The sequence below is a fragment of the Streptomyces sp. Xyl84 genome (assembly GCF_059731885.1).
Genome location: NZ_AP029182.1, coordinates 4,044,858 through 4,069,340, shown reverse-complemented (window position 1 = coordinate 4,069,340; position 24,483 = coordinate 4,044,858). Strand labels below are relative to the sequence as shown.

Sequence of the window (24,483 nt, the reverse complement as noted above, 5' to 3'; positions counted from 1 at the left end):
TCTCGTCGTACGAACCGACCATCACACCACTTGCCGATCTCGTCTCATCGGACGGACACGGTTACGTCCCGTTTCGCCCAGCGACTACCCTCCGACTCGTGGCCGACATCCAGATCCCCGCTGACATCAAGCCCGCCGACGGACGTTTCGGCGCTGGCCCCTCCAAGGTGCGCACCGAGGCGCTGGACGCCCTCGCCGCCACCGGTACGTCCCTCATGGGCACCTCCCACCGCCAGGCTCCCGTCAAGAACCTGGTCGGCAAGGTGCGCGAGGGCATCAGCGAGCTGTTCCAGCTCCCCGACGGGTACGAGGTCGTCCTCGGCAACGGCGGCTCCACCGCGTTCTGGGACATCGCGACCCACGGTCTGATCGAGAACAAGTCGCAGCACCTCACCTTCGGTGAGTTCAGCTCGAAGTTCGCCAAGGCCGCCCGGCTCGCGCCGTGGCTGGCCGAGCCGACCCTGGTCTCCGCCGACCCGGGCACGCACCCCGAGGCGCGCGCCGAGGCCGGCGTCGACGTCTACGCCTTCACGCACAACGAGACCTCCACCGGTGTCGCCATGCCCATCGAGCGGGTCGCGGGCGCCGACGAGGGTGCGCTCGTCCTGGTCGACGCCACGTCCGGCGCCGGCGGCCTTCCGGTCGACGTCTCGCAGACCGACGTCTACTACTTCGCCCCGCAGAAGTCCTTCGCCTCCGACGGCGGCCTGTGGATCGGCGTGTTCTCCCCGGCGGCGATCGAGCGCGCGGAGCGCGTCCACGCCTCCGGCCGCCACGTCCCGGAGTTCTTCTCGCTGCCCACGGCGATCGACAACTCCCGCAAGAACCAGACGTACAACACCCCGGCGCTGGCCACCCTCTTCCTTCTGAACGAGCAGTTGGAGTGGATCAACGGCCAGGGCGGTCTGGCCTGGTCGACGGCGCGCACGAAGGACTCCTCGACGCGGCTGTACAGCTGGGCGGAGGAGTCCAAGTACGCCACGCCGTTCGTCACCGACCCGGCCAAGCGCTCGCAGGTCATCGGCACGATCGACTTCGCCGACGAGATCGACGCCGCCGCCGTCGCCAAGGCCCTGCGCGCCAACGGCGTCGTCGACACCGAGCCGTACCGCAAGCTCGGCCGCAACCAGCTGCGCATCGCGATGTTCCCGGCGGTCGACCCGGCGGACGTCGAGGCGCTGACGAAGTGCGTCGACTACGTGATCGAGAAGCTGTAGCCGTCCGGCCCGCGCCGGTGAAGGGCGCCCCGCGGAGTACGCCACCGTCTCCGCCGGGCGCCCTTTCGCGCGTACGCCACCGTCAGGGCCCGACGTGCCGCGCAGACCGCCGTCCCCAGAACCTGATGCCGCGGCGGACCCGGGCGGTCACCTGCTGGACGTCCCGGGCCGCACCACCGCCGGCCGCACCGGCGTACGGGCTGAACGGAGCGTCCGCGTCCTCATCCCATGCCGTCGCGGACGATCCTGCGGGCCACCTCCGCGCGCGCCCCGGCGAGTTCGGCGGTGATCCGCCCCGAGCGGTCGTCGTCCAGGAGGACGGCCGCCTGCGACGGCGGCGCCGCGAGCAGGCAGGCGCGTCTGAGGTGGGTCGGCGGGTGGGTGGCGTCGACGCTGTGGCCGCGCCGGGCCCCCGCACGCCGCTGACGCTCGTACTCGTACTCGGGGACGGAGGCGATGTGCGCGGCCAGCCGCGCCCACAGGCCGCCCCCGGCGTCCTGGGTGTCCGCGGAGGCCACCGCGGTCCTGCGGGCCGAACGCGCCCCGGTCAGCGCCGCGCTGCTGATCTCGCGCCGCAGGAAGACGTCGATGGACTCCGCTGTCAGGAGTTGGTCCGTGAGGGCCGCCGCGGCCTCGGTGGAGCCGGCCCGGGCGGCCTCCCGGTCGGCCAGGTACTCGCCGCGCTGGGTCGCCCGCAGCGTCAGGTGGTCGAGGAGGGACAGCACGCCCTGGACGAGCAGGAGGGGCACGGCGTAGACCGCGTTCACGACCATCTCGCCGGCGGTCGGCCGCGCGATCGGCGTGAAGTAGTAGCGCCACACGGTCAGTGACCGCAGGGCCGTGGCCACCACCACGCCGCGCCGTGTGTCGCCGTTGCCGTAGTGGCCCAGCTCGTGGCCGAGCAGGGCGACGCGCTGCTGCGGGGACAGCACCTCCCACAGGGGCAGGCCGAGGGAGAGGACCCGGCGGCCGCGCACCCCCTGGGACACGACGCTCGCGTTGATCTCCTTGCCGACCGTGATCCTGTCCACCCCGCGGGTGCCGACGACCCGGGCGACCTCGTCGACCAGCGCGTACAGCTCCGGCGCGTCGGCACGGTGCAGCACGGTCCCGTCGTCGGACGGTCCGGGCAGCCGCGGCCGCAGCGCGACGGCCATCGCCAGCAGCACCGCGCCCAGCAGCACGAGGCCGCCGCCCCAGCCCCACACGAGGCAGAAGACGCCTGCCGCCAGCAGCGCCGCGGTGACGCCGTGCACGGCGAGGGCGATGGCGTACCCGAGCATCGTGGCGCCGTCCCACCGCGCGCGCGGTCCGGCGCCTTCTTACGCCATCTCGGCGTGGAGCCTCTCCCCGTACCGCCGGGCCAGCGCGCGCCGGGCCTCCTCCAGCCTGTCCTGCCCGGCCCGCTTGCCCTGCCTCCCGCGCTCCTCCTCCTTCTCCCGCTCCTGCTGGTGCCCCTTCGGGTCGACGTTCCAGTCGCACGCGGCGCACCAGACGGTGAACCGGTCGTCCGCATGGATCTGTGCCCCGCATTCCGGGCACGGCTGGGTCGTTCCCCCCACGGCGGCAGGCATGAAAGTCCCGCTCTCCCCTCCCCGCGGCCCCTCCCCAAGGGCCGTCCGGACATGGCAGGAGAATCTGATCACGCGGACCCGTCCGGGTAAAGCCGCGCGGTTCAGGACCTGCGCCGCCGCAGCCGCCCCAGACCGAACACCAGCAAGACCGCCACGAGGACCGCCACCGCACCCGTCGTCACTTTCCCCGACGTTCCGCCGCTTCCCCCCGGAGCGGTGGAACCACCCTTCTGCGAGGGGGACTTGGCGGAGGATCCCCCTGCGTCGGGCGCGTCCTCGGCCTGTACGGGGCTGTCGGCGCCCTCGCTGCCGTACAGGAGCTTGGTGCCGTCGGCGCTGTACGTGACCGACTCGCCCTGGCGCTGCAGCGGTACGTCGAGGCGGCCGAGGCGCTTGATCCTGCCGCCGTTCCAGTCGTAGTAGATGCCGCCGAAGTAGCCCCGGACGGCGAGCCGGGTGCCGTCGGGGGAGAACGCGGCGTCGGTGGCCCACAGGTCCACGGGGGTGACGGGCCTGAAGACGTTGGTCCCCGAGGCGGACAGGTGGGCCGGGCCCTCGAACAGGTGGCCGCCGTCCTCCTTCTTGTCGATGATGTACACGCGCCCCGTCTTCGGGTGCACGACCAGCGACTCGGCGTTGCGGGCGCCGTCCGCGTACTTCACCACGTACTGCGTGGCCCGGACCGTCTGGTCCTTGAGCACCTTCGGCTCGGGCAGCTTGTAGATCCACACGTGCGGCCAGGTGCCGTCGAGGTTGTCGCCGATGTCACCGACGTAGATCTCGTTGCCCGGGCCTATGGAGATCGCCTCGACGTCGCGGGGACGGCCGATGCCCTGGAGGGTGACGGTGGCGACGGTCCTGCCGGTGCGGCTGTCCACCGCGTAGATGTACGGGCCGTCGTCGCTGTCGTTGTGCGTCCAGTAGACGCCGGGGTGCAGGTGCGAGGCGGCCAGGCCGCTGGACTCCTTGATCCTCGGGTCCTTGATCGTGAACCCGCCGTCCCCGTCGGCGGCGGAGGCGGGCGGGGCGGCGGCGGGCACGGCGAACGCGCCCACGAGCAGGGCCCCGGCGAGCAGGGCGGACGGTCGGCGCATGCCCCAAGCCTGCCATCCCCCGGGGCCGTTCACGTCAGGTGGCAGGCGTCACAGCACCTCTCCCCGCCCCTCGTGCACCGTCCGCCGCCCCCGTCGTCCATCATGAGCGGATGCTCAGGTTCATGCCCGTCGGTGACTCCATGACGATCGGGAGCGCGGGCGAACACACATGGCGCTACCGGCTCTGGCAGCACCTGCGCGCCACGTACGGGGGGCCGTTCGCCCTCGTCGGCCCGCGCGAGACGCTGTACGACAAGGCGGCCGACGCCCCCGTCTCCCACGCGTACGCCGACCCGGACTTCCCGCGCGCCCACCTGGCCGGCTGGGGCGAGGGCTGGACGCACATGGCCCCGCTGATCGGCGAGGCGGTCCGCGAACACCGGGCGGACGTGCTGCTCGTCTCCCTCGGCCTGATCGACCTCGGCTTCTACACCGACGCCGGGCAGACGGCGGCGAACGTACGCGCCTTCCTCGCCGCCGCGCGCGCCGCGAACCCCCGCGTCCGGATGGTCCTGCTCCCGGTCATACCCAACGTCCGCGCCGCCACCGACGCGCCCTTCGCCGCCCAGGTCTCCCTCTTCAACGAGCTGCTGGCCAAGACCGTCGCCGACCTCGACGAGCCGCGCTCGCCGCTGCTGCTGGCAGCCCCGCCGGACGGCTACGACATCCACCGCGACACCTACGACGGCACCCACCCCAACGCGCGCGGCGAACACGCCATCGCGGGCGCGTTCGCCGAGGCGATGTACCAGGAGTGGGGAATCGGACAGCCGTACGCGGCTGGAACAGGTTGACCGGATTCCGGCGTCTCCTCGTCACGGTGCGTATCGTTTTACCGCGTGGCTGTACTCATCCATGGGATGGCCGGGGAGGAGTGCCACGATGACCGTCCTGGACGACAGGATCGAGATCGAGATGGCTGACGAGAACGCCGAGCGTCTGGACCAGTGGTTCGAGCGCCTGGAGCGGATGCCCGTCCCCGAGGGTTACAAGGCAGAGATCGTGGGGGGCAGTGTCTTCATGACGCCGCAGCGGGACATCCACTGGGAAACCATTCGCGAGATCCTCTGGGCGCTCGAGGACCATTTCGGAAGGCGCCGCGTGCGCATGTTCACGGACGTCCGCATCGACTTCCCCGGGCCGGAGAACGGCTTCTGCCCCGACGTGGCCAAGCTGCGCGAGGGCGCCGCCAAGGACGACGAAGGCCGTTGGCGGTGGCAGGACGTGGAGTTCGTCGCCGAGGTCATCTCGAAGGGCGCGGCACGCAACGACTACGGCCCCAAGAAGGCCGCGTACGCGCTCGCCGGGGTACCGGTGTACCTCATCGCGGACCCCTACCAGGGCAGGTGCCATGTGTATACGGAACCCAAGGAGGACCGCTACGCCTGCGAGCTGCGCGTCGAGTACGGAAGCGATGTCGACATGACCACCACTCCTCTCGGTCTCACCCTCAAGACCGACGCCTTCCCCCGCGACTGAGCCGCACCGCCCTTGCCTGGAGCGCACTCCAAGTCGTTGGCTTGGAGACCATGGAGTACACACAGCTCGGACGCACCGGACTCAAGGTCAGCAGGCTGGTCCTCGGCACGATGAACTTCGGTCCGCAGACCGACGAGGCGGACAGTCACGCGATCATGGACGCGGCACTGGACGCCGGGATCAACTTCTTCGACACCGCGAACGTGTACGGCTGGGGCGAGAACAAGGGCCGCACCGAGTCGATCATCGGGAACTGGTTCGCCCAGGACGGCGGCCGCCGGGACAAGGTCGTCCTCGCCACCAAGGTCTACGGCAACATGGGCGCCGACGGCGAGGCCTGGCCCAACCACGACAAGCTCTCCGCGCTCAACATCCGGCGGGCCGTCGACGCCTCCCTCAAGCGGCTGCGGACCGACCACATCGACCTGTACCAGTTCCACCACGTCGACCGCAGCACTCCCTTCGAGGAGATCTGGCAGGCCATGGACGTCCTCGTCCGGCAGGGCAAGATCCTGTACGCCGGCTCGTCCAACTTCGCCGGCTACAAGATCGCCCAGGCCAACGAGACGGCGGCCCGGCTGGGCTCGTACGGTCTGGTCAGCGAGCAGTGCCTGTACAACCTGGTCGAGCGGCGCGCCGAGATGGAGGTCATCCCGGCCGCGCAGGACTACGGGCTCGGCGTGATCCCGTGGTCGCCGCTGCACGGCGGACTGCTGGGCGGCGTGCTCAGGAAGCAGGCGGAGGGCGGCCGGCGCGCCGGCGGACGGGCCGTGGACTCCCTCGCCGACCCGGCGCTGCGCGGCAAGGTCCAGGCGTACGAGGACCTGCTCGACAAGCACGGCCTGGAACCGGGCGAGACCGCCCTGGCGTGGCTGCTCACCCGGCCCGGTGTGACCGGCCCGATCGTCGGCCCGCGCACCCGCGGACAGCTCGCGTCCGCGGTGCGCGCCGTCGAGCTGGAGCTGGGCGCGGAGCTGCTGGCCGAACTCGACGGGATCTTCCCGGGCCCGGGCCCCTCCCCGGAGGCCTTCGCCTGGTGAACACCGGGACACGGCCCCCGATCGGGCGTCACGGACGATCGGGCGTCACAGGTGATCGGGCAAACGGGCGATCTGGCAAACGGGACCGGGCCGGCCGCACGCTGCCCGGCCCGGCCGCACGGGGCCTGATCGGGTGCCGGTGCCTGATCGGCCACACGGCGGCTGACCGGACGCAGGTTCCCTGGCCGAGGGCCCGGTGCCTGACCGGACGCACAGTGCCCGTGATGGCTCGGTGCCTGACCGGACGCACAGTGCCCGATCGCACGCAGGGTGCCTGATCGGGGCCACGGGGCCTGACCGGGGGCTCCGGTGCCGGAAGGAAGCGCGTGCGGGCGCCGTACGGGAACGCGGGCGCGGCGGTCCTCACCGCCGCGCCTGCCGTCACCGGCCGAGCGCGGCCGCGACGGCGACGACAGCCAACATCAGCACTAGCGCACCGGCCATGATCCGGTTCCGGGTTTTCGGGTCCACGCCTTCGAGACTAACCGGCCGCGCCCGAAGCCTGTCCGGCGGACCCGAGCGGCCAGCGGCCGACCGGCTCGTAGCGGGGCTGCTCCCCCGGTACGCCCGACGCCGGCAGGAAGCTGCGGACGAGGACGATCCCGTCCACGGTCCAGGTACGGCTGCCGAAGGCGCGCAGGGCGTCGACGTGCGGCCGCACGTCCACCGCCTGCCTGCCGCGCGCCACCGTCAGGTGGGGACGGTAGCGGCGGTGCTCTTCCGTCTCCAGACCCGCCTTGCGCCCGGCCGCCTCGGCACGCCCAGCGAGCAGCCCCAGCGTCCGCAGGTCGCCGTCCGCGCCCGTCCACAGCGCCTTCCCCCGCCCGAACTGCCCGCCGCCGCGCAGCGCCAGCGCGAAGGGCTCCGTCCGGCGCGCCGCCTTCCCGAGGCGCGCCTCCAGCTCCGGTACGGTCTCCTCGCCCACCTCGCCGTAGAAGGCGAGGGTCAGGTGCCAGCCGGGCCGCCCGGTCCAGCGCAGCCGCTCGGCCCCGGGCAGGTCCCGCAACACCTCCACCTCGGCCGCCAGCGCGTCCATGACGTCGTCCGGGGGCAGCACGGCGGCGAAGAGTCTCATGGAGCCAGTGTCCCCGCCCGGGCTCCGGGCCGGGGCAGGAGTGGGGTTCAGGCGGCCGGGGCCAGTTCCTTCCCGCGTTCGCGCGGCACGAAGTCCACCCGGGGGTGGCCCCGGTGCCAGCCCACCGACAGGCGCAGGTCACCCATCCGGGCCAGGACCAGGCCGATGGTGACGGCCGCGGTGACCGAGACCAGGCCGCCGAGGGCGAAGCCGACCCGGGGGCCGTAGGCGTCGGTGACCCAGCCGACCACGGGCGCGCCGAGCGGGGTGCCGCCCACGAAGACCATCATGAACAGCGCCATGACCCGGCCGCGCATGGCCGGGTCGGTGGCCATCTGGACCGCGGTGTTGGCCGTGACGTTGACGGTCAGGCCGAAGACACCGATCGGCGCCATCAGCAGCGCGAACAGCCAGTACGACGGGGCGAGCGCGGCCACGACCTCCAGCACGCCGAAGACGGCGGCGGCGCCGACCAGCACGCGCAGCCGGGCGGTGCCGCGGCGGGCCGCGAGCAGCGCGCCGACCAGGGAGCCGACCGCCATGACGGTGTTGAAGAGGCTGTAGGCGCCGGCGCCCGCGTGGAAGACGTCGTCGGCGAAGGCCGACAGCCACACCGGGAAGTTGAACCCGAAGGTGCCGATGAAGCCGACCAGGACGATCGGCCAGATCAGGTCGGGGCGGCCGGCGACGTAGCGCAGGCCCTCGCGGAGCTGGCCCTTGCCGCGCGGTGCGCGCTCGACGACGTGCAGCTCGCGGGCGCGCATCAGCAGCAGTCCGGCGATGGGCGCGACGAAAGACAGGCCGTTGGCGAGGAAGGCCCAGCCGGTGCCGACGCCGGTGATCATGACGCCCGCGACCGCGGGGCCGACCAGCCGGGCCGACTGGAAGTTCGCCGAGTTCAGGCTGACGGCGTTCTGCAGCTGCCGGGGTCCGACCATCTCCGAGACGAAGGACTGGCGGGCCGGGTTGTCGACGACCGTGGCCAGGCCCATGGCGAAGGCGGCGACGTAGACGTGCCAGACCTGGACGTGCCCGGTGAGCGTGAGCGCGGCGAGCGCGAGGCCGGTGAGGCCCATCGCGGTCTGGGTGCACAGCAGCGTGGGCCGCTTGGGCAGCCGGTCGACGAGGACGCCGCCGTAGAGGCCGAAGAGCAGCATCGGCAGGAACTGCAGGGCCGTGGTGATGCCGACGGCCGCGGAGGAGCCGGTGAGGCTGAGCACGAGCCAGTCCTGGGCGATGCGCTGCATCCAGGTGCCGGTGTTGGAGACGACCTGGCCCAGGAAGAACAGGCGGTAGTTCCTGACCTTCAGGGAGCTGAACATCGAGGACTTGCGGGGGGTGTCGGGGGCGGGCTGGGAGTCGTGGGCGGTCGGTGCGGGGGCGGAAGCTGCTCCGGATCCCGTACTCAAAAGGGTTCGCCTCCTTGCGGCTGACGTGCGTTACAGATGTGCGAGCTTCTCCAGCACGGGGGCGGCAGCGCGCAGCTTCGCCCACTCGTCCTCGTCGAGACCGTCGACCAGACGGGCCAGGAAGGCGTTCCGCTTGCGGCGGCTCTCCTCGAGCATGGCCTCGGCCTGCTCGGTCTGGGTGACGACCTTCTGGCGCCGGTCCTCGGGGTGCGGCTCCAGGCGGACCAGCCCCTTGGCCTCGAGCAGCGCGACGATGCGGGTCATCGACGGGGGCTGCACGTGCTCCTTGCGGGCCAGCTCGCCGGGGGTGGCGCTGCCGCAGCGCGACAGGGTGCCCAGCACCGACATCTCGGTGGGGCTGAGCGACTCGTCGACCCGCTGGTGCTTGAGCCGACGGGACAGGCGCATCACGGCGGATCGCAGGGAGTTCACGGCGGCCGCGTCGTCGCCATGGGTAAGGTCCGGCATGTTCTTTAGGATAGGTCATTACTCTCGCTAAAGACCACTCGGGACACGCACACACGCCGTGACTCCGGCCACTCCCGTAGGCCCGTATCACTCATATGGGTGATACGGGCGGGGAACGTGCCCCCTCGCGCGGAACCGGGCCGCGACCCTCGTCTCCATGGGGACCAGCGTGCTCAGCCTGCGCATGGACCGCGAGCTGCTCGAACGGCTCCGGTCCCACGCCGCGAAAAGAGGAATGAGCGTCCAGGACTATGTCGTCCGGACGCTCATCCGAAATGATTTCGACGAACGGTTCCAGGCCGCCGTCGAGGAGACGGAACGGTTCTACGGGGTCACCTGAGCCCCGCCACCGGATCCCGGCCGTCCGCCCCCGGCCGCCGGGGCCCGCCGTGGGCCGGCGGCCCCGCGGATCAGGTCAGGCCAAGGGCCGGCATCAGGTAGTAGAAGGCGAAGACCGCCGAGACCACGTACATCGCCACCGGGATCTCGCGGGCCCGGCCGACGGCCAGGCGCAGCACCACGAAGGTGATGAAGCCCATGCCGATGCCGTTGGTGATCGAGTACGTGAACGGCATCATCAGCATCGTCACGAAGGCCGGGACGGCGATCGTGTAGTCCGACCAGTCGATCTCCCGGATCGAGCCGGAGAGGATCAGGAAGCCGACCGCGAGCAGCGCCGGGGTGGCCGCCTGGGACGGGACCATGGTGGCGACCGGGGTGAGGAAGAGCGCCGCGGCGAACAGCAGGCCGGTGACGATGTTCGCGAACCCGGTGCGCGCGCCCTCGCCGACGCCCGCGGTGGACTCGACGAAGCAGGTGGTGCCCGAGGAGGAGGTCGCGCCGCCGGCCGCGACGGCGATGCCGTCGACGAAGAGGACCTTGTTGATGCCGGGCATCTGGCCCTCGGCGTTGGTCAGCTTGGCCTCGTCGCCGATGCCCATGATCGTGCCCATCGCGTCGAAGAACGACGACAGCAGCACGGTGAAGACGAACAGGATGCCGTTCAGCACGCCGACCTTGTGGAACCCGCCGAACAGGCTGACCTGGCCGACCAGGCCGAAGTCGGGGGTGGCGACGGGGTTGCCGGGCCACTTCGGGACGGTCAGGCCCCAGGACGGCACGTGCGCGACCAGGTTGACGATCACGGCCAGCACGGTCATCGCGATGATCGAGATCAGGATGGCGCCGGGCACCTTGCGCACCAGCAGGGCGAGGGTGAGCAGCACGCCGAGGACGAAGACCAGGACCGGCCAGCCGTTGAGGTGGCCGTCGGCGCCGAGCTGGAGCGGGACGGTGGTGTGCGCCTCGTTCGGAATGCGGGAGACGAAGCCGGAGTCGACGAGGCCGATCAGCATGATGAACAGGCCGATGCCGATGGCGATGCCCTTGCGCAGCCCGAACGGCACGGCCGCCATCACGCGCTCGCGCAGCCCGCTCGCGACCAGCAGCATCACGACGAAGCCGGCCAGGACGACCATGCCCATGGCGTCGGGCCAGGACATGCGCGGGGCGAGCTGGAGGGCGACGACGGTGTTGACGCCGAGACCGGCGGCGAGCGCGATCGGGACGTTGCCGATGACGCCCATGAGCAGCGTGGTGAACGCGGCGGTCAGGGCGGTGGCCGTGACCAGCTGGCCGTGGTCCAGGTGGTGGCCGTACATGTCCGTCGCGCTGCCCAGGATGATCGGGTTCAGCACGATGATGTAGGCCATCGCGAAGAAGGTGGCGAAGCCGCCGCGCACCTCCCGGGCCAGGGAACTGCCCCGCTCGGAGATCTTGAAGTAGCGGTCGAGAGCGCCGTAGGCGGACGGTGTTCCCGGCTTCTGGGGGGCGGGGACCTTGGCGGTGGCCGGGGTGGACATGCGGATGACCTCGTGGGATGCGGGAAGTACGTGAGTACCGGGCCGGGAAGGGGACCAAACATGGACGAGTCCCGCCGCTTCCCTCACCAGCAGGCTCCCCCCGGCCGCCCTGTTGGTGTTTCCTACGAAGAGAAGTAGCCAGACTCAGACCGTTTCAGTATGAACATATGAAGCGGAAAAGGCTATCTCCGCGCGTAGACCGCGCGTAGACCTCGGGCTTCTCGGGAGCGGGCCCGGCGTGCGGTCCCGTGCGGACGGCCGCCGACCGGCGCCCCGGACCGCGGGCGCCGGGCCGTAAGCTGAGCCCATGGCGAAGTGGACCCCCAAGCACGAGGCGCCGGAGCCCCTGGAGGGCCCCGTGGTCGCCACCATCACCGGCGGCACGATCGTCTGGTTCGTCCTCTTCCTGGTCCAGATCCCCTTCTACGGCTGGTTCGACGACCACGGCCACACCTGGTGGCTGTGGACCTGCCTGGCCGGCGGCGGCCTCGGCCTGGTCGGCATCTGGTACGTGCGCAAGCGGGACGCGGCGATCAAGCGCGCGGCGGCGCGCCACGAGGCGGCCCCCGCGGGCCGCCCGGCATCGGCGGAGTAGCGGAGCGGCGCAGCGGCCCCCGCGGCACCCGTCTGCAACCCGCGCAGCACGCCCCCTCGTCCCCAGGTCGGATCTTCGCCCCGCTCGACGAGTGAAGCCGCACATCCGCACGTACCGTCGGAAGCATGAGTCACACCGACGCCGGCGCGGAACTGGACCCGGTGCACCCCATACCCGTCCCGCGGGCCGCCACGAGCGGTCTGACCGGCGCCGAGGTCGCCGAACGCGTCGCCCGCGGCGAGGTCAACGACGTACCGGTGCGCAGCAGCCGCTCCCTCGCCGAGATCGTCCGTGCGAACGTCTTCACCCGCTTCAACGCGATCATCGGCGTGCTCTGGCTGGTCACCCTGTTCGTCGCGCCGATCCAGGACAGCCTGTTCGGCTTCGTGATCATCGCCAACACCGGTATCGGCATCATCCAGGAGTGGCGGGCCAAGCAGACCCTGGACTCGCTCGCCGTGATCGGGGAGTCCCGGCCCACCGTCCGGCGCGACGGCACCGCCACCGAGATCAGCACCTCGCAGATCGTCCTGGGCGACGTGATCGAGATCGGACCGGGGGACAAGGTCGTCGTCGACGGCACCTGCGTGGAGGCCGACGGACTGGAGGTCGACGAGTCCCTGCTCACCGGCGAGGCCGACCCCGTCGTCAAGCACCCCGGCGACCAGGTCATGTCCGGCAGCTTCGTCGTCGCGGGCGGCGGCGCCTTCCAGGCGGTCAGGGTCGGCCGCGAGGCCTACGCCGCCCAGCTCGCCGAGGAGGCCTCGCGCTTCACCCTCGTCCACTCCGAGCTGCGCACGGGCATCTCCACGATCCTCAAGTACGTCACGTGGATGATGGTGCCGACCGCGGTCGGCCTGGTCGTCAGCCAGCTCGTCGCGAAGAACGACGACCTGAAGGACTCCGTCGCGCGGACCATCGGCGGGATCGTGCCGATGGTCCCGGAGGGGCTGGTGCTGCTCACCTCGGTCGCCTTCGCCATCGGCGTCATCCGGCTGGGCCGCAAGCAGTGCCTGGTGCAGGAGCTGCCCGCCATCGAGGGCCTGGCCCGCGTCGACACCGTGTGCCTGGACAAGACGGGCACGCTCACCGAGGGCGGCATGGACGTCACCGGGCTGCGGATGCTGAACGGCCACGCCGAGCCGTACGTCCGCCAGGTGCTCGGCGCGCTCGGCGAGTCCGACCCGCGGCCCAACGCCTCCCTCCAGGCGATCATCGACGCCTGCCCGGACAGCGAGGAGTGGCGCTGCGTGGAGTCGCTGCCCTTCTCCTCCGCCCGCAAGTACAGCGGCGCCAGCTTCAGCGAGAGTGACGGCGAGTCCAGTACGTGGCTGCTGGGCGCCCCGGACGTGCTCCTGCCCGACGGCTCCCCCGCCCTCGCCGAGACCGGCCGGCTCAACGAGCAGGGGCTGCGGGTGCTGCTGCTGGCGCGCGCCGGGCGCGAGCTGGACGACCCGGAGGTGGCCGGCGACGTCACGCCCGCCGCGCTCGTCGTCCTGGAGCAGCGGCTGCGGCCCGACGCCGCCGACACCCTGCGCTACTTCGCCGACCAGGACGTCCGCGCCAAGGTCATCTCCGGGGACAACGCGGTCTCGGTGGGCGCGGTGGCCGCCAAGGCCGGGCTCACCGGCGCCGCCGTCGACGCGCGCCGGCTGCCCGCCGAGCGCGACGGCCTGGCCGGTGCGGTGGACGAGGCGGCCGTGTTCGGCCGGGTCACCCCGCAGCAGAAACGGGACATGGTCGGCGCCCTCCAGTCCCGCGGGCACACCGTCGCCATGACCGGGGACGGCGTCAACGACGTCCTCGCCCTCAAGGACGCCGACATCGGTGTCGCCATGGGGTCCGGCTCGGAGGCCACCCGGGCGGTCGCCCAGATCGTCCTGCTGGACAACAGCTTCTCCGTGCTGCCCTCGGTGGTCGCGGAGGGCAGGCGGGTCATCGGGAACATCACGCGGGTCGCGACCCTGTTCCTGGTCAAGACGGTCTACTCGGTGCTGCTGGCCGTGCTGGTGGTGTGCTCGCAGGTGGAGTACCCGTTCCTGCCCCGGCACCTGACCCTGCTGTCCACGCTCACCATCGGCGTGCCCGCCTTCTTCCTCGCCCTCGCCCCCAACACGGAACGGGCCCGGCCGCACTTCGTCCGCCGGGTGATGCGCTACGCCGTCCCGGGCGGGATCCTGGCCGCCGTCGCGACCTTCGCGACCTACCTGGTCGCCCGCCACCACTACACCGGCCCGAGCGCCCTGGACGCGGAGACCAGCGCGGCCACCCTCACCCTGTTCCTGATCTCCATGTGGGTGCTGGCGATCATCGCCCGCCCCTACACCTGGTGGCGGGTCCTCCTGGTGGCCGCCATGGGCGCGGCGTTCCTCGTCGTGCTGGCCGTGCCCGCGCTCCAGCGGTTCTTCGCCCTGAGACTGGTGGGGACGGCGATGCCCTGGCTGGCGGTGGGCATCGCCGTCGTGGCGGCGGTGGTGCTGGAGTTCCTGTGGAAGTGGGTGGGGCGCCGCTTCCCGGTGTAGGCCCTGCGGCCCGGGGTCAGTCGAACCAGCGGTCGCGGGCCAGTTCCTCCGTGCGGGACGGGTCCTCCAGGAGGGCGGCGACCTCGAAGCGGCGGGGCCACTGGCCCGCCGCCCAGGCGAGGCCCGCGGCGACGCCCTCCAGGGTGGCCGCGTGCAGCACGCCGTCCTGCGTCAGGCGCCAGTCCAGTCCGGTGCCGTCGACGACGAGTTCCTCGTGCTCGACGTAGGTGACGGGCGTACGGGGACCGAGCAGGACGCCCACCGGCTCCGGTACGTCGTGCTCGGTGCCCTCGGAGTCCACCGAGCCGGGGACCGACTCGCTCAGCCGCCGCACCTGGAACAGGTCGGCCAGTCCGGCGGCGAGCGCGGGCCGCACCGGCAGCAGCGGGACGCCCGCCGTGAAGGGCAGCAGGTCCGGGGAGTCGCAGACCACGGCGTCGGCCGCGTCGACGACCTCGACCCGGCCGTCGACGACCGCCCGCACCTCGTCGGGCAGGGTCACCCGCTCCGGGTCCAGCTCGGCCAGCGCGCCGTACAGGGCGTGCAACTGGGCGGCGCTCACCGGGCGTTCGGGGTCGGCCAGGCGGTCGAGGAGTTCGGCGGCGCCGCCCGGCTCGTCCAGCAGGGCGGCGACGGAGGTGCGCACGCCCAGCGCGCGCAGCACCTGTTCGTCGTCGAAGCCGGTGGCGTCGGCCTCGTCGTACAGGCCGCGCAGCAGCGGGTCGGAGCCTGCGGCGCGCAGACCGGCCGGGCGGCGTCCGCCGAGCACCGGGTGCCCGCGCAGCCACCAGGCGGTGTAGGGGCGTACGACCTCGTGGGTGCCGTCCGGCAGCAGGATCCGCACCGGCTGGGTGAGCGCGTCGCGCAGCGGCGGCCGGGCGAGCAGGGACAGGGCCCGCGGCCACTGGTCGTCATCGACGAGGTCCAGGTCGCGCACGGCGACGAGTTCGGTGGCGACCGGCGGGACCGGGGAGTCGGGGAAACGGTCGAGGACGTCCTCGCACCACACGTCGACCGCGTCGAGCAGCCCGGGGTCGTCGGCCTCGGGGAAGTCCCCCTCGCGGGGCTCCAGTTCGTCCGGGTCGAGGACGACGTCGGTGGCGCGGACGAGCGCGAAGTCCACGAGCACCCCGCAGGCGGCCAGCGGCTCCTCGCCCCACCTGGCGGCCAGTTCGGCGTCCACCGCGGCGAGTTCGCCCTCGCGCATGACCTCGGCGAACGGGCCGCCGGGGAAGACCAGTTCGCCGGCCGGGGCGAGTTCGCCGTCCTCGTCGGGCAGGGCGAGCGCGCCGAGCCACGGCTCGTCGCCCGGTTCCAGCCGGGCGTCACGGACCAGGGCGAGGACGGTGTCGGCGAGTTCCTCGGCGTCCGGGGTGTCCTCGTCCCAGGCGCCGGCGTCCTCGTCGAGGGAGGCGGCGACCGCGGCCCGCACCTGCGGGGTGGTGAGCACCGCGCGCGGCGTGGCGGGCAGCGCGCCCAGCTTCTCCAGGATCGGGTGGGCGGCGTCCGGGTGGGCGACCTTCAGGCCGAGCCGGGCCAGCACCTCCGGATCGGCGGGGGCGGCGGCGTCCGGGGCCGGCAGCAGCACCTGCCGGGGCCCGATCGTCGTGCGGCCGTCCGCCAAGGGCACGGGCAGCCCGGAGAGCCGGTCCGGGTCGACACCGGCCAGGCTGTCGTACAGCCGCCGCCACCACTGCGGGTCCTTCTCCAGACCGGCCAGCCGGTCCACGGCGTCGGTCAGCGGCACCCGGGCCACGCCCAGGGTGCGCAGCTCCGCACGCCGCTCGAGTCCGGCGGGCAGCAGGGTGGGCAGCACCTCGGCGAGCACCCGCACGGTCTCGGCGCCCGCGCCCTCCACCACCTCGGCGTCGCGGGGCCGCAGCGAGACGGGCAGGTCGTCCGCGTCCTGCTCCTGGCCCGGCTCGGCGGCGGGCGGCAGGAAGGAGGTGCGCGGCAGGCGTTCCAGGACGGCCTGCCGCAGCGTGCCGTCCAGTTCGCCCTTGCCGAGCGGGCCGGGCACCAGGGCGATGAGGGCCTCGGTCACCGGCCGCCAGTCGGCGAGGAGTCCGGCGTAGGCGTCGGCGGCGCGCTGTGCGAGGAAGTCGGTGAGCGGTCCGGGCGCGGTGTGCCGGCGGGTGGTGTCCAGCGGGAACGACGCGATGAGCAGGGCGGGCACGCCGAGCGGTTCGTCGCTCGGCGTGGGCGCGTGCACGACCGGGCTGGTGCGCGGGGCGAGCGGAGCGCCGTCGGCGTCGACGGGGACGGCCCAGGTGAGGGACCAGTGGGGCCGCAGCCGCTCCTCCACCGGCCGGTCGGCCAGGAGTTCGGGGGTCAGCGGGCCGTGCGCGGCGGCCGTGCGCCACCGCGTGGTGCCGTGCGCGCTGTCCTCGACGACGGTCAGCGTGCCCTCGGTGCGGCGGCGCAGGGTGCGCGCGGCGGCGTCACCGATCTCGACGACGACCTCCTCCAGGCCGGGCAGGGCGAGGAGCAGGGCGTCGTCGACGGCGTGCAGCAGCCGTTCGGCGAGGCCGGCGGCGGCCGTGTCGCGCAGCGGCAGGATGACGACCGTGTCGTAGGGGTCGGGCGCGGTGCCCTCGGCGGCGAACGGGAGCCGCAGCAGCGGCACATGGCCGTCGCGGCGGCGGATCTCGTCGCCGAGGCCGGGGCTGTGCCGGGCGGTCTCCTCGGCCAGGCCGCGGGCCTCGGCCAGCGACCAGCGCACCCCGCCGTGCCGGCCGACGACGGCGGGCTCGTCGGTGACGGCGAGCACGGCGGCGAAGCCGACGCCGAACCGGCCCACGGAGGGCAGGTCCGAGGCCGCGGTGTCCCGCTTGGCGGAGGCGCGCAGCGTGGACAGCGACTCCACGCCGGACGCGTCCAGCGGGGCGCCGGTGTTGGCGGCGGCCAGGACGCCGTCGCGCAGGGTCAGGCGCAGCCGGCCGGGCACGCCCGCGCGGGCGGCGGCGTCGGCGGCGTTCTGCGCCAGCTCGACGACGAGCCGGTCCCGGTAGCCGCCGAGGACCAGGTCCTCCTCGGCGTTGGCGTCCTCACGGAACCTGGCCGGGCTGGTCGCCCACGCGTCCAGCACACCGCGCCGCAGACGCGCGGTCCCGAACGGGTCTCCCCCGGCGGAGGGCTGCACCAACATGCTCACGTCGTTCCTCCGGCGATCACTCGCTCGCATACTTACAGTAAGATGGTCAGCACGCTGAGCGAGAACCAAGCCAGCGCAACGGCTCGTCGCGAGAACCAAGCACGAGCCACTTCGATTGTGCAGCACCGAACCGGGCAGGTGCCGTCCCGGCTGATGTTGAGGGAGTAAGACCTCTCAGGTCGCAGACCTGAGGGGCTTCCTGAGTCAGGAAGCCCCTTGCGTCAGCCGGGGAGGGTTCAAGTCGTTCATTCTCCTCACGAGGAGGGTGAGGACGAAGGTACCGCGCGGGCGAGCGGGGCGGGCGGCGGGGCAGCGGCAGGCGGTGGTGTGCCCTACGAGTGCCCCAGCTCCGCCGTGTTCTCGTCTGAGGCGTCCGGCACCGAGCCCGAGTCGCGGGTCGGGCCGTGCGGTCGTACCGCGTGAACTCCTTGGTCCTGGTCACGTTCCACTCCCGGGTGAGCAGGATCCAGCGGCTTTCCGTGGAGTGACGCGGTTCACTGGCCAAGGGCATTGTCAGCGCCCTGCGACAGAATGGCACTGCTTCACAGTTCGCCGCGCGTCACCGCTCCGATGCCCGCGGTCTCGTCAAGGGGGAGTGGATGACCACCGCACCGCAGACCAGCCTGGACAAGTTGCTGGCGAACCCGATTCACCAGCGGCTTGCCGAACTCGGTGCAGCAGAAGCCGGGCGTATCGCCGCACTGAAGCTCGACGAGTCCAAGAACTTCGTCAAGCTGCGCCAGGTGATCCGTTCCGTCATCGCCGACTCCCCGGACGCCGAGGAGCTCGACGAGCTGGTCCGCCTGCTGCTGGAGTAGCAGGCGGACCAGACAACGCGATCAGCCCTCGGACACGTACGGCACGAACCGTGCCCACGTGTCCGGGGCAAACCCCAACTGGGCTCCTTCCACGCTCTTGGAGTCACGGACGTGCACCGTGCCAAGCGTGGTGGCGACTTCAACGCACTCGTTGCTGTTGCTGCTGTCGCTGTAACTGCTCTTGAACCACTGCAGCGGCGAGCCGTCGGCGGCAGAGGACTTGCGGATCATGTCTCTCCCAGTACCTGCTCGATGAAAGCCAGCGACTCCTCTGGCGAGAGAGCCTGAGCTCGGATGATGCCACACCGCAGTTCCATGATCCGGAGATGCTTCGGGTCGGAGACAGGACGGCTCCCGAACTCGCCCTCGGCCCGGCCGACCGCCGTACCGTCAGCGAACTTGAGCACCTGGATCTCGCCTCCCATACCGGCATGGACCGCGCGGTCGATCGGCATCACCTGGATCTCCAGGTTCCGCATCTGCCCCAGCTCCAGGAGATGCTCCAACTGGCGTCGCAGCACCATTTTGCCTCCGAGTGGACGTCTGAGCGTCGCCTCTTCCTGGACAAAGCACAGTTCGGGGGCAGAGTCGCGCTCGAAGATCGACTTACGGGCCACGCGCGCACCGACCAGTCGCTCCACCTGGTCCTGCGAATGCGCCGGTCGCCGCATCTCGAACAGCGCGCGCATGTAGTCCTGCGTCTGGAGCAGCCCGTGAAGGTTGTGCGTCCCATACGCAGTCAGTTCGACAGCCAGTGCCTCCATCCGCGCCAGATCCCGCATCGTCTTCGGATACCGGACCTTCTTCACGTCCTCCCACATCGCCGTGACGAGCCCACCGGCGTTCAACACCTGGTCGGACATGACGAGATAGTCCCGCCGGGGGATCCGCTTGCCGCCCTCGACCTTGTAGACCATGTCCTCGCCGTAGCCAATGACCTTGCCGAACTCGGAGGCACGCAGGCCGGACGCCTCCCGACGCAGCTTCAGCTGCCGTCCCACCGTGGCGATGACGGCGACGCCCCACTCGTCGTCCGGATCCACCTCCCAACCCGGGTCGTCCACCTCGTCCTTGAGCCGTACCGCCTCACCGTCCACCGACATACGCGCCCCTCCGTAGTCTCGCGCCCTATCTCGGCGCCCTACCCGTACCAACCCTGCGGACAGCCCGGACAGCACCAGACAGGCCACCGACAGTGACATTGCGCAGAGGACTGGTCACGTTTCACGCTAAGCTCACATGGCTGCTCCAGGGGGAGGAATCAAGCAATCCCTGCTATCCCGTGCTATCTCCGGATCAAGTTCGCGTGACCAGGAGTCGTCCCTCATCACAAGGCGTACTTGCTCGTGCGCAGACGGAAACAGCACCATAGGGAGCAAGCGGACTCCCGGACCAAAGGGCGGACACATGACGACAGCGCCGCGTCAGGACCTCGGCACTCGAGTGGCCGAAGCCCTGTCCTCCCAGGTGTTGAACGCGGCCGTGGGAATCGCCGGCATCGCCATTCCGGTCGCCGCGTGGGTCGTCGAAAAGAGTCTGCTACGCGACGTCCTGCTCGCTGCGGAGACCGTTCTACTGCTGCTCATGGTGGCGAATCACATGTGGTTGCGCCGCATCTACATCCAGTTACGTCGCGCCAACGACCGGCACATGGCGGACGCGCGGTACTTCGCCCTAGTTCGTCAGCAATTGGAGCGCGAACTCATTGCGGGCTTCGGGGAGATCGCCGACGGACACCTTCAGGTCTATGCCTCCGAGGTTCCCCGACTGTCCGTGCTGCTCTTTCAGGCACTCATCGACTCCGGTACCGAGCCCAAGCGTGTTCTGGCGGCTGATCTCACCACTGATCCGAACCTGCTGACACAGCGACGGGACTACCTGGCCGTCAACCGGCGCCTGATCGAAGGCGGCGGGACGGTGCAGAGGCTGTTCATCTGCTGGCAGGACGATCTGGTCAAGCACGAGTTCGCCCGCTCTCTGCTGGCGCTCATCGACCACCACCGTTCTCTGGGCGTGCAGTGCGCGCTCGCCGTACGGGACCGGTTGCGCGCCGACCAGGCCGTGGACTTCGTCGTTATATCGAAGGCGGCGGTCCTGCTGGAAGAAGAACAAGGCGACACCGACTACCGGCGGGGTCGCAGTTCCGTCTACTTCAAGCAGGTCGAGCGCTGGGCCGGGCGCTTTGAGTCGGTCTGGGGTCACGGCTCGGACTCGGCGCCCTTCACCCTCCAGTCGTACGAGGCCACCACACGGCCCATGCTCGACGCCGGAACGTGGAACGAGGACATCGTGCGGGAAACGGCGGCGCGGCTCTGATGCGCCGCCCACGGCGCGCCGCAGAGCGCCGCTCGCCGATCCGTCGCACACCGATCGCTTGAATGCGCTTCGATAACATGGAAGGACAGCCGGTCCGGACCTGGCGGGACCGCGCGAAGTCACAGCGCGACGGAAAGTACCTGATGTCCACTCTCTCGCTCACCAAGGCCCACGGTTCCCGGAACGACATCTTCGTGGTCGACGGAGCGCCCCTCGATCACTTCGCCACAGCGGACGAGCTCACCAGGGCCGTCGGCCTGCTGTGCGACCGCAAGCGCGGGCTGGGTGGTGACGGCGTGTACTTCGTCGCCGATCATGGCGACGGCACCGCGCGGGCTTGGTTCTACAATCCGGACGGATCCGAGGCACTGCTGTGCGGAAACGGAATGCGGTGCGCCGGCCGCATACTGCTGGACCGCCACCAGGCGGATTCCGTCGTCGTGGACCAGGGACCGTACTCCTTCACCGTCCGCGACCGGGGCCGTACGCCGCACGGGGTGCGGCAGGTCTCCGTCGAGCTGCCCGCCGTCGACTTCGCCCCTGTCCAGCCCATCGTGGCGGAAGCGGGTGCGGGTGGCGTATATGTGGACCGGCTGCTGCCCGCCTTCCACCCGTCGCGCCATGTGACGGCGGTCGCGGTGCCGAACTCGCACCTGATCACGGTGATCGACAACTACGACGAGGCGGAACTGATCGAGACGGGGCAGCGGGTGGCCGCATCACCGGCTGTGTTCCCCATCGGCGCCAATCTGTCCTTCGTGCTGCCGCTCTCGGACGACGAAGTGTTCATCCACACCTACGAGCGGGGAGCGGGACTGACGCCGTCATGCGGTTCAGGCATCGCGGCCTCCCGCGCAGTCCTGTCCCGCCTCGGGCTGGTGGAGCCCGAGCGGCCGGTGACCGTACGCAACCCCGGTGGAGTCGCCCGGAGCATGCTCCAGCCGGTCGGTGACCTGTGGCAGCCCGTTCTGGAGGGCAACGCCACCATCGTGTACGAGGCCGAGCTGGACCCGGCCATGCTCCTCGGTGATGGTCCGGTGGGATACGCGGGCTCCGCGCACATGGCTGAAATCGGCGCGTTCGCGGAGCTCAACCGGGAAAACATGAAGGTGTTGCACGAGGCCGGAATCCACCCGACCGAGATCTGACCACCGTCCGTCTCCCTAGGCCTGGCCGGCGAGGAGCGCGGTACCGCGTCTGCTCGGCTGGTCCCCCGACCGAGTGCGGGACCGGGAGTGACGGGGAGGGCAACGGCGTGGGGGCACTGTCGGCTGGTCTGCTGGTCATCGCGGTGGGGATCGTGCTGCGGCAGGCGGACCGGTGGTGGTTCAGTCCGGTACGGGCGGCACGAGGGCGGCGCGGGCCCGACTCGCTTCGGGCAGTGATGTCGCTCCAGCGTGAGCGGCTCAACAACGTCACGCCCGTGCTCCTGCTCCTGGGCCACTGGCTGGAGTTCGCCGGATGGTGTGCGGTGGCCGTGCACGGGGGTGCGTGGGGATGCGCGGTCGCCGCAGTCGCGAGCGCGGTGAAATTCCGCCATCTGCAGGAGGTCAGCCATTTCGCGGTGCACGGCGTCCTGACACGCTCCGGCCGGCTGAACACGCTGCTCGCCGAGACGGCCGTCCATGTCCCACTCGGGTTCGTTCCCGTGCCCGTACGCCGCCGTCGACACGTCCGCGAGCACCACCCGAACGCGACGGTCTCCGGGAGCGACCCCAACCTGGTGGAGCTGCACCGGGCAGGCCTGCGGACCGGGGCCGGAATGACACGTTACGCCCTCGGCACGGTCCATCCGCTTACTCCGGCCGGGATATCCGGCACCGTGCGGAGCCTGGCCGATCTGTGGCGAGAGCCGGGCGCCGGGCGCCTTCGGGCGGCCGGTCCGGTGGCAGTGACAGCGGCTCTTGCTGCGGGATTCGGCTGGCAGGCGGCGCTGTTCGTCTTCCTGTTGCCCCGGCTGCTGCTGTATCCGCAGCTCGCCTGGATGTCGCTGCTGGTGGAGCACCGCTGGTTCGATCCGGAGCAGGTCATCGGGCCGCCGGTGGCCGTCGAAGCCGGACGATGCCTGCGGCTGTACCCGCGCAACATGCTGCTTGCCCTGCTGGCACGCGGTACGTGGCTGCCGTACGGGGACCTGTACCACTTCGCGCACTCCGCGCACCCGGCGGTGCGCTGGAACTATCTACCCGCGCTGGAACGTTCCCTGATCGGCCCGGGCTACCGGCCGCAGGCGCTCGTCCTTGGCAAGTCGGCTGTACTGCGCCGCCACTGGCATGCTCTCGCAGCCCCAGCGGCTCCTGCGGCCCGCGCCGACGGCCCGGACAGCAGCGGACAACCCAGCGGCAGCCAGGATGCGCAATCACTCAGTCACTCGTCACAGTAAGCGCGCTCGGCGATCCCGAGTGATGAGTGACATGAACGCGCGCACGAAGCGCGGGGGAGGCGCCCAGAACCGCTTCCCTCGCAGGACCAGCCGGGCCGAACCTCGTGCCGCCCCCAGGCCGGAGCGCTCGCCCAGGGGAAGGCAGCCGTCCCGGAGTTGTGCGGCACGGGCCGCCCCGTGCCGCCACCGCAGCTTTACGAGTGCCCCAGCTCCGCCGTGTCCTCGTCGGAGGCGTCCGGCACCGAGCCCGAGTCGCGCGCCGGGCGCAGCGGGAACGGGTCCACGCGGGTCTCGTCGACCACCGGCGGGGCCGGCTGCGGGGGCTTGGGCATGACGGCCGCCTCGGAGTGGCCGCCGCACCCGTACGCCAGGGAGACGACCCGCCCGTCGGCCGGGGAGAACTCGTTGGCGCAGACACCGAACGCCTGGCCCAGCGAGCCGCCGATCGGCGTCAGGAAACCGCAGCTCACGCAGGACGCCGGGGCCGCCTGGGCCATCGGGGTCTTCGCGCCGTACGCCTCTTCCCAGCGGTCGGCGGCGGCATGCAGGCCGTAGCGGGACAGGACCCGGGCACGGCGCATGCCCAGTTCCTCGGCGACCGCGGCGATCGAGCCGCGGGAGGGGGCCGTGGGCAGATTGCGCGGGGGGCCCGCGGTGACGTCGGCGTCCTCGGCCTCCGCCAGCTGGGCCATCTCCTCGGAGACCGCGGAATTCGGCGCGGGCTCGTCCTCCCCGGAGAAACCGGGCTCCAGCCGCAGGTCCTCGGCGTCGGTGGGCAGCAGGTCGCCGGGGCCCATGTCGCCGGGGCGCAGCCGCTCGCTCCAGGGCACCCACTCGGGGGCGAGCAGGGCGTCGGGGCCGGGCAGCAGGACCGCCTCGTCCAGGGTGACGATCTTGGCGCGCGAGGCGCGGACCACGGTCACCGCCCAGCGCCAGCCGCGGTAGCCGGGCTCCTTGCACTCGAAGAAGTGCGTGACGACGCGGTCGCCCTCGGACACCAGGCCGGAGTGCTCGCCGACGACGCCGGGGGCCGCCGCCTCCTCGGCTGCGGCCCGGGCGAGGTCGACCGCCTCGGCGCACAGGCGGTCGGGGGTGCGGCTTCGCGTGGTCGCTGCGCTCACAGGTATCGCTTCTCTCCTACGCCGTCTCTCGGGTGCGCCGGCCTGAAGGCGGCGGGGCGGACGGAGCGGACCCTGGACCGCGTCGACGTCCGCGCCCGATCGCGCTCGGGCGCACCTACGTCATCCATTCTGCGGTATGCACGTAAGGCGCGCGGCCGAGAACGTTCGCCACGGCGCGCTACGCACGCTACCTTCTCGCCGCCGCTGGGCCTACACCGACGGTGGGTTCAACCCCGCGCGGCGGGGTCCGGGCGGAGGGGAAAGGGGCGATCCGGGACGGCCCCGGCGGGTTCCGGGGCCGGTCCGGACAGGCCAGGGACGGATCTGGGGGCCCGGCCGCGGGCAGGCCGGGGGCC

General features: G+C 71.6%; 22 protein-coding genes. 11 read left to right on the top strand and 11 right to left on the bottom strand.

The genetic code is table 11. The features are described from left to right. Positions 1-98: 98 nt before the first annotated feature. On the top strand, positions 99-1,217 hold the full coding sequence (gene serC / locus AC6I72_RS17735; RefSeq protein WP_498001856.1) for a phosphoserine transaminase: 1,119 nt from the start codon (positions 99-101) through the stop codon (positions 1,215-1,217). A gap of 221 nt (positions 1,218-1,438) precedes the next feature. On the opposite strand, the gene AC6I72_RS17730 is transcribed toward serC, so the two are convergent. The 3 genes from AC6I72_RS17730 to AC6I72_RS17720 all read right to left on the bottom strand — a co-directional run bounded on the left by AC6I72_RS17730 (position 1,439) and on the right by AC6I72_RS17720 (position 3,885). Further along, complete coding sequence (locus AC6I72_RS17730; protein ID WP_498001855.1) at positions 1,439-2,500, bottom strand: M48 family metallopeptidase; 1,062 nt, start codon at positions 2,498-2,500, stop codon at positions 1,439-1,441. A 39-nt stretch (positions 2,501-2,539) separates the two neighbouring features. After that, positions 2,540-2,791, bottom strand: a complete 252-nt coding sequence (locus tag AC6I72_RS17725) for a hypothetical protein (RefSeq protein WP_498001854.1) — start codon at positions 2,789-2,791, stop codon at positions 2,540-2,542. A 101-nt stretch (positions 2,792-2,892) separates the two neighbouring features. Further along, complete coding sequence (locus tag AC6I72_RS17720; RefSeq protein ID WP_498001853.1) at positions 2,893-3,885, bottom strand: TolB-like translocation protein; 993 nt, start codon at positions 3,883-3,885, stop codon at positions 2,893-2,895. A 110-nt stretch (positions 3,886-3,995) separates the two neighbouring features. Between AC6I72_RS17720 and AC6I72_RS17715 the strand changes: the two genes are divergently transcribed. The 3 genes from AC6I72_RS17715 to AC6I72_RS17705 all read left to right on the top strand — a co-directional run bounded on the left by AC6I72_RS17715 (position 3,996) and on the right by AC6I72_RS17705 (position 6,404). Beyond that, complete coding sequence (locus AC6I72_RS17715; RefSeq protein WP_498001852.1) at positions 3,996-4,679, top strand: GDSL-type esterase/lipase family protein; 684 nt, start codon at positions 3,996-3,998, stop codon at positions 4,677-4,679. A gap of 88 nt (positions 4,680-4,767) precedes the next feature. Then, on the top strand, positions 4,768-5,364 hold the full coding sequence (locus AC6I72_RS17710; protein ID WP_498001851.1) for a Uma2 family endonuclease: 597 nt from the start codon (positions 4,768-4,770) through the stop codon (positions 5,362-5,364). 50 nt (positions 5,365-5,414) lie between these two features. Beyond that, positions 5,415-6,404 carry an aldo/keto reductase gene (locus tag AC6I72_RS17705; RefSeq protein ID WP_498001850.1) on the top strand — a complete coding sequence of 330 codons (990 nt, stop codon included), beginning with the start codon at positions 5,415-5,417 and terminating at the stop codon, positions 6,402-6,404. Positions 6,405-6,885: 481 nt separating this feature from the next. Here AC6I72_RS17705 and thpR read toward each other — a convergent pair whose 3' ends face one another. The 3 genes from thpR to AC6I72_RS17690 are packed head-to-tail and all read right to left on the bottom strand — an operon-like array spanning position 6,886 to position 9,356. Continuing rightward, positions 6,886-7,479 carry an RNA 2',3'-cyclic phosphodiesterase gene (gene thpR, locus AC6I72_RS17700; RefSeq protein ID WP_498001849.1) on the bottom strand — a complete coding sequence of 198 codons (594 nt, stop codon included), beginning with the start codon at positions 7,477-7,479 and terminating at the stop codon, positions 6,886-6,888. A 47-nt stretch (positions 7,480-7,526) separates the two neighbouring features. Continuing rightward, positions 7,527-8,888, bottom strand: a complete 1,362-nt coding sequence (locus AC6I72_RS17695) for an MFS transporter (RefSeq protein WP_498001848.1) — start codon at positions 8,886-8,888, stop codon at positions 7,527-7,529. Positions 8,889-8,918: 30 nt separating this feature from the next. Continuing rightward, positions 8,919-9,356, bottom strand: coding sequence for a MarR family winged helix-turn-helix transcriptional regulator (locus AC6I72_RS17690; RefSeq protein ID WP_037856907.1), 438 nt, complete (start codon positions 9,354-9,356; stop codon positions 8,919-8,921). A 157-nt stretch (positions 9,357-9,513) separates the two neighbouring features. On the opposite strand from AC6I72_RS17690, the gene AC6I72_RS17685 reads away from it, so the two are divergent. Next, the gene (locus AC6I72_RS17685) at positions 9,514-9,696 is read left to right on the top strand and encodes a ribbon-helix-helix protein, CopG family (RefSeq protein WP_037856908.1); all 183 of its coding nucleotides are present in this window, start codon (positions 9,514-9,516) and stop codon (positions 9,694-9,696) included. A 70-nt stretch (positions 9,697-9,766) separates the two neighbouring features. On the opposite strand, the gene AC6I72_RS17680 is transcribed toward AC6I72_RS17685, so the two are convergent. After that, complete coding sequence (locus AC6I72_RS17680) at positions 9,767-11,218, bottom strand: NCS2 family permease (protein ID WP_498001846.1); 1,452 nt, start codon at positions 11,216-11,218, stop codon at positions 9,767-9,769. A 307-nt stretch (positions 11,219-11,525) separates the two neighbouring features. On the opposite strand from AC6I72_RS17680, the gene AC6I72_RS17675 reads away from it, so the two are divergent. Together AC6I72_RS17675 and AC6I72_RS17670 are read left to right on the top strand one after the other, a co-directional pair. Further along, positions 11,526-11,813, top strand: a complete 288-nt coding sequence (locus AC6I72_RS17675; RefSeq protein WP_498001844.1) for a DUF2530 domain-containing protein — start codon at positions 11,526-11,528, stop codon at positions 11,811-11,813. Between the two features lie 125 nt (positions 11,814-11,938). Beyond that, the gene (locus tag AC6I72_RS17670; protein ID WP_498001842.1) at positions 11,939-14,335 is read left to right on the top strand and encodes an HAD-IC family P-type ATPase; all 2,397 of its coding nucleotides are present in this window, start codon (positions 11,939-11,941) and stop codon (positions 14,333-14,335) included. 16 nt (positions 14,336-14,351) lie between these two features. Here the strand turns inward: AC6I72_RS17670 and AC6I72_RS17665 are convergent, their stop codons facing one another. Continuing rightward, on the bottom strand, positions 14,352-17,489 hold the full coding sequence (locus tag AC6I72_RS17665; protein WP_498001840.1) for a sacsin N-terminal ATP-binding-like domain-containing protein: 3,138 nt from the start codon (positions 17,487-17,489) through the stop codon (positions 14,352-14,354). 599 nt (positions 17,490-18,088) lie between these two features. Between AC6I72_RS17665 and AC6I72_RS17660 the strand changes: the two genes are divergently transcribed. Continuing rightward, the gene (locus AC6I72_RS17660; RefSeq protein ID WP_498001838.1) at positions 18,089-18,307 is read left to right on the top strand and encodes a hypothetical protein; all 219 of its coding nucleotides are present in this window, start codon (positions 18,089-18,091) and stop codon (positions 18,305-18,307) included. 21 nt (positions 18,308-18,328) lie between these two features. On the opposite strand, the gene AC6I72_RS17655 is transcribed toward AC6I72_RS17660, so the two are convergent. Continuing rightward, positions 18,329-18,538, bottom strand: coding sequence for a DUF397 domain-containing protein (locus AC6I72_RS17655; protein ID WP_498001836.1), 210 nt, complete (start codon positions 18,536-18,538; stop codon positions 18,329-18,331). Next, positions 18,535-19,410, bottom strand: a complete 876-nt coding sequence (locus AC6I72_RS17650; protein WP_498001834.1) for a helix-turn-helix domain-containing protein — start codon at positions 19,408-19,410, stop codon at positions 18,535-18,537. Before AC6I72_RS17650 ends, AC6I72_RS17655 begins: the two co-directional genes overlap by 4 nt. 304 nt (positions 19,411-19,714) lie before the next feature. On the opposite strand from AC6I72_RS17650, the gene AC6I72_RS17645 reads away from it, so the two are divergent. The 3 genes from AC6I72_RS17645 to AC6I72_RS17635 all read left to right on the top strand — a co-directional run bounded on the left by AC6I72_RS17645 (position 19,715) and on the right by AC6I72_RS17635 (position 23,006). Further along, positions 19,715-20,623 carry a hypothetical protein gene (locus tag AC6I72_RS17645; protein WP_498001832.1) on the top strand — a complete coding sequence of 303 codons (909 nt, stop codon included), beginning with the start codon at positions 19,715-19,717 and terminating at the stop codon, positions 20,621-20,623. Between the two features lie 143 nt (positions 20,624-20,766). Then, the gene (gene dapF / locus AC6I72_RS17640; protein WP_498001830.1) at positions 20,767-21,771 is read left to right on the top strand and encodes a diaminopimelate epimerase; all 1,005 of its coding nucleotides are present in this window, start codon (positions 20,767-20,769) and stop codon (positions 21,769-21,771) included. A gap of 107 nt (positions 21,772-21,878) precedes the next feature. Further along, complete coding sequence (locus tag AC6I72_RS17635) at positions 21,879-23,006, top strand: fatty acid desaturase (RefSeq protein WP_498001829.1); 1,128 nt, start codon at positions 21,879-21,881, stop codon at positions 23,004-23,006. Between the two features lie 194 nt (positions 23,007-23,200). On the opposite strand, the gene AC6I72_RS17630 is transcribed toward AC6I72_RS17635, so the two are convergent. After that, a complete protein-coding gene (locus tag AC6I72_RS17630; protein WP_498001827.1) occupies positions 23,201-24,127 on the bottom strand; it encodes a DUF3027 domain-containing protein in 927 nt (308 codons plus the stop codon). Positions 24,128-24,483: the final 356 nt, after the last annotated feature.

What these genes read in the sequence shown, in the direction of transcription:
- AC6I72_RS17685 (WP_037856908.1), top strand. Translation starts at nt 9,514, where the DNA reads ATGGGGACCAGCGTGCTCAGCCTGCGCATGGACCGCGAGCTGCTCGAA.
- AC6I72_RS17690 (WP_037856907.1), bottom strand. Translation starts at nt 9,356, where the DNA reads ATGCCGGACCTTACCCATGGCGACGACGCGGCCGCCGTGAACTCCCTG.
- AC6I72_RS17660 (WP_498001838.1), top strand. Translation starts at nt 18,089, where the DNA reads ATGACCACCGCACCGCAGACCAGCCTGGACAAGTTGCTGGCGAACCCG.
- AC6I72_RS17710 (WP_498001851.1), top strand. Translation starts at nt 4,768, where the DNA reads ATGACCGTCCTGGACGACAGGATCGAGATCGAGATGGCTGACGAGAAC.
- AC6I72_RS17680 (WP_498001846.1), bottom strand. Translation starts at nt 11,218, where the DNA reads ATGTCCACCCCGGCCACCGCCAAGGTCCCCGCCCCCCAGAAGCCGGGA.
- dapF (WP_498001830.1), top strand. Translation starts at nt 20,767, where the DNA reads ATGTCCACTCTCTCGCTCACCAAGGCCCACGGTTCCCGGAACGACATC.
- thpR (WP_498001849.1), bottom strand. Translation starts at nt 7,479, where the DNA reads ATGAGACTCTTCGCCGCCGTGCTGCCCCCGGACGACGTCATGGACGCG.
- AC6I72_RS17730 (WP_498001855.1), bottom strand. Translation starts at nt 2,500, where the DNA reads ATGCTCGGGTACGCCATCGCCCTCGCCGTGCACGGCGTCACCGCGGCG.
- AC6I72_RS17715 (WP_498001852.1), top strand. Translation starts at nt 3,996, where the DNA reads ATGCTCAGGTTCATGCCCGTCGGTGACTCCATGACGATCGGGAGCGCG.
- AC6I72_RS17645 (WP_498001832.1), top strand. Translation starts at nt 19,715, where the DNA reads ATGACGACAGCGCCGCGTCAGGACCTCGGCACTCGAGTGGCCGAAGCC.
- AC6I72_RS17670 (WP_498001842.1), top strand. Translation starts at nt 11,939, where the DNA reads ATGAGTCACACCGACGCCGGCGCGGAACTGGACCCGGTGCACCCCATA.
- AC6I72_RS17720 (WP_498001853.1), bottom strand. Translation starts at nt 3,885, where the DNA reads ATGCGCCGACCGTCCGCCCTGCTCGCCGGGGCCCTGCTCGTGGGCGCG.
- AC6I72_RS17705 (WP_498001850.1), top strand. Translation starts at nt 5,415, where the DNA reads ATGGAGTACACACAGCTCGGACGCACCGGACTCAAGGTCAGCAGGCTG.
- AC6I72_RS17725 (WP_498001854.1), bottom strand. Translation starts at nt 2,791, where the DNA reads ATGCCTGCCGCCGTGGGGGGAACGACCCAGCCGTGCCCGGAATGCGGG.
- AC6I72_RS17655 (WP_498001836.1), bottom strand. Translation starts at nt 18,538, where the DNA reads ATGATCCGCAAGTCCTCTGCCGCCGACGGCTCGCCGCTGCAGTGGTTC.
- AC6I72_RS17650 (WP_498001834.1), bottom strand. Translation starts at nt 19,410, where the DNA reads ATGTCGGTGGACGGTGAGGCGGTACGGCTCAAGGACGAGGTGGACGAC.
- AC6I72_RS17675 (WP_498001844.1), top strand. Translation starts at nt 11,526, where the DNA reads ATGGCGAAGTGGACCCCCAAGCACGAGGCGCCGGAGCCCCTGGAGGGC.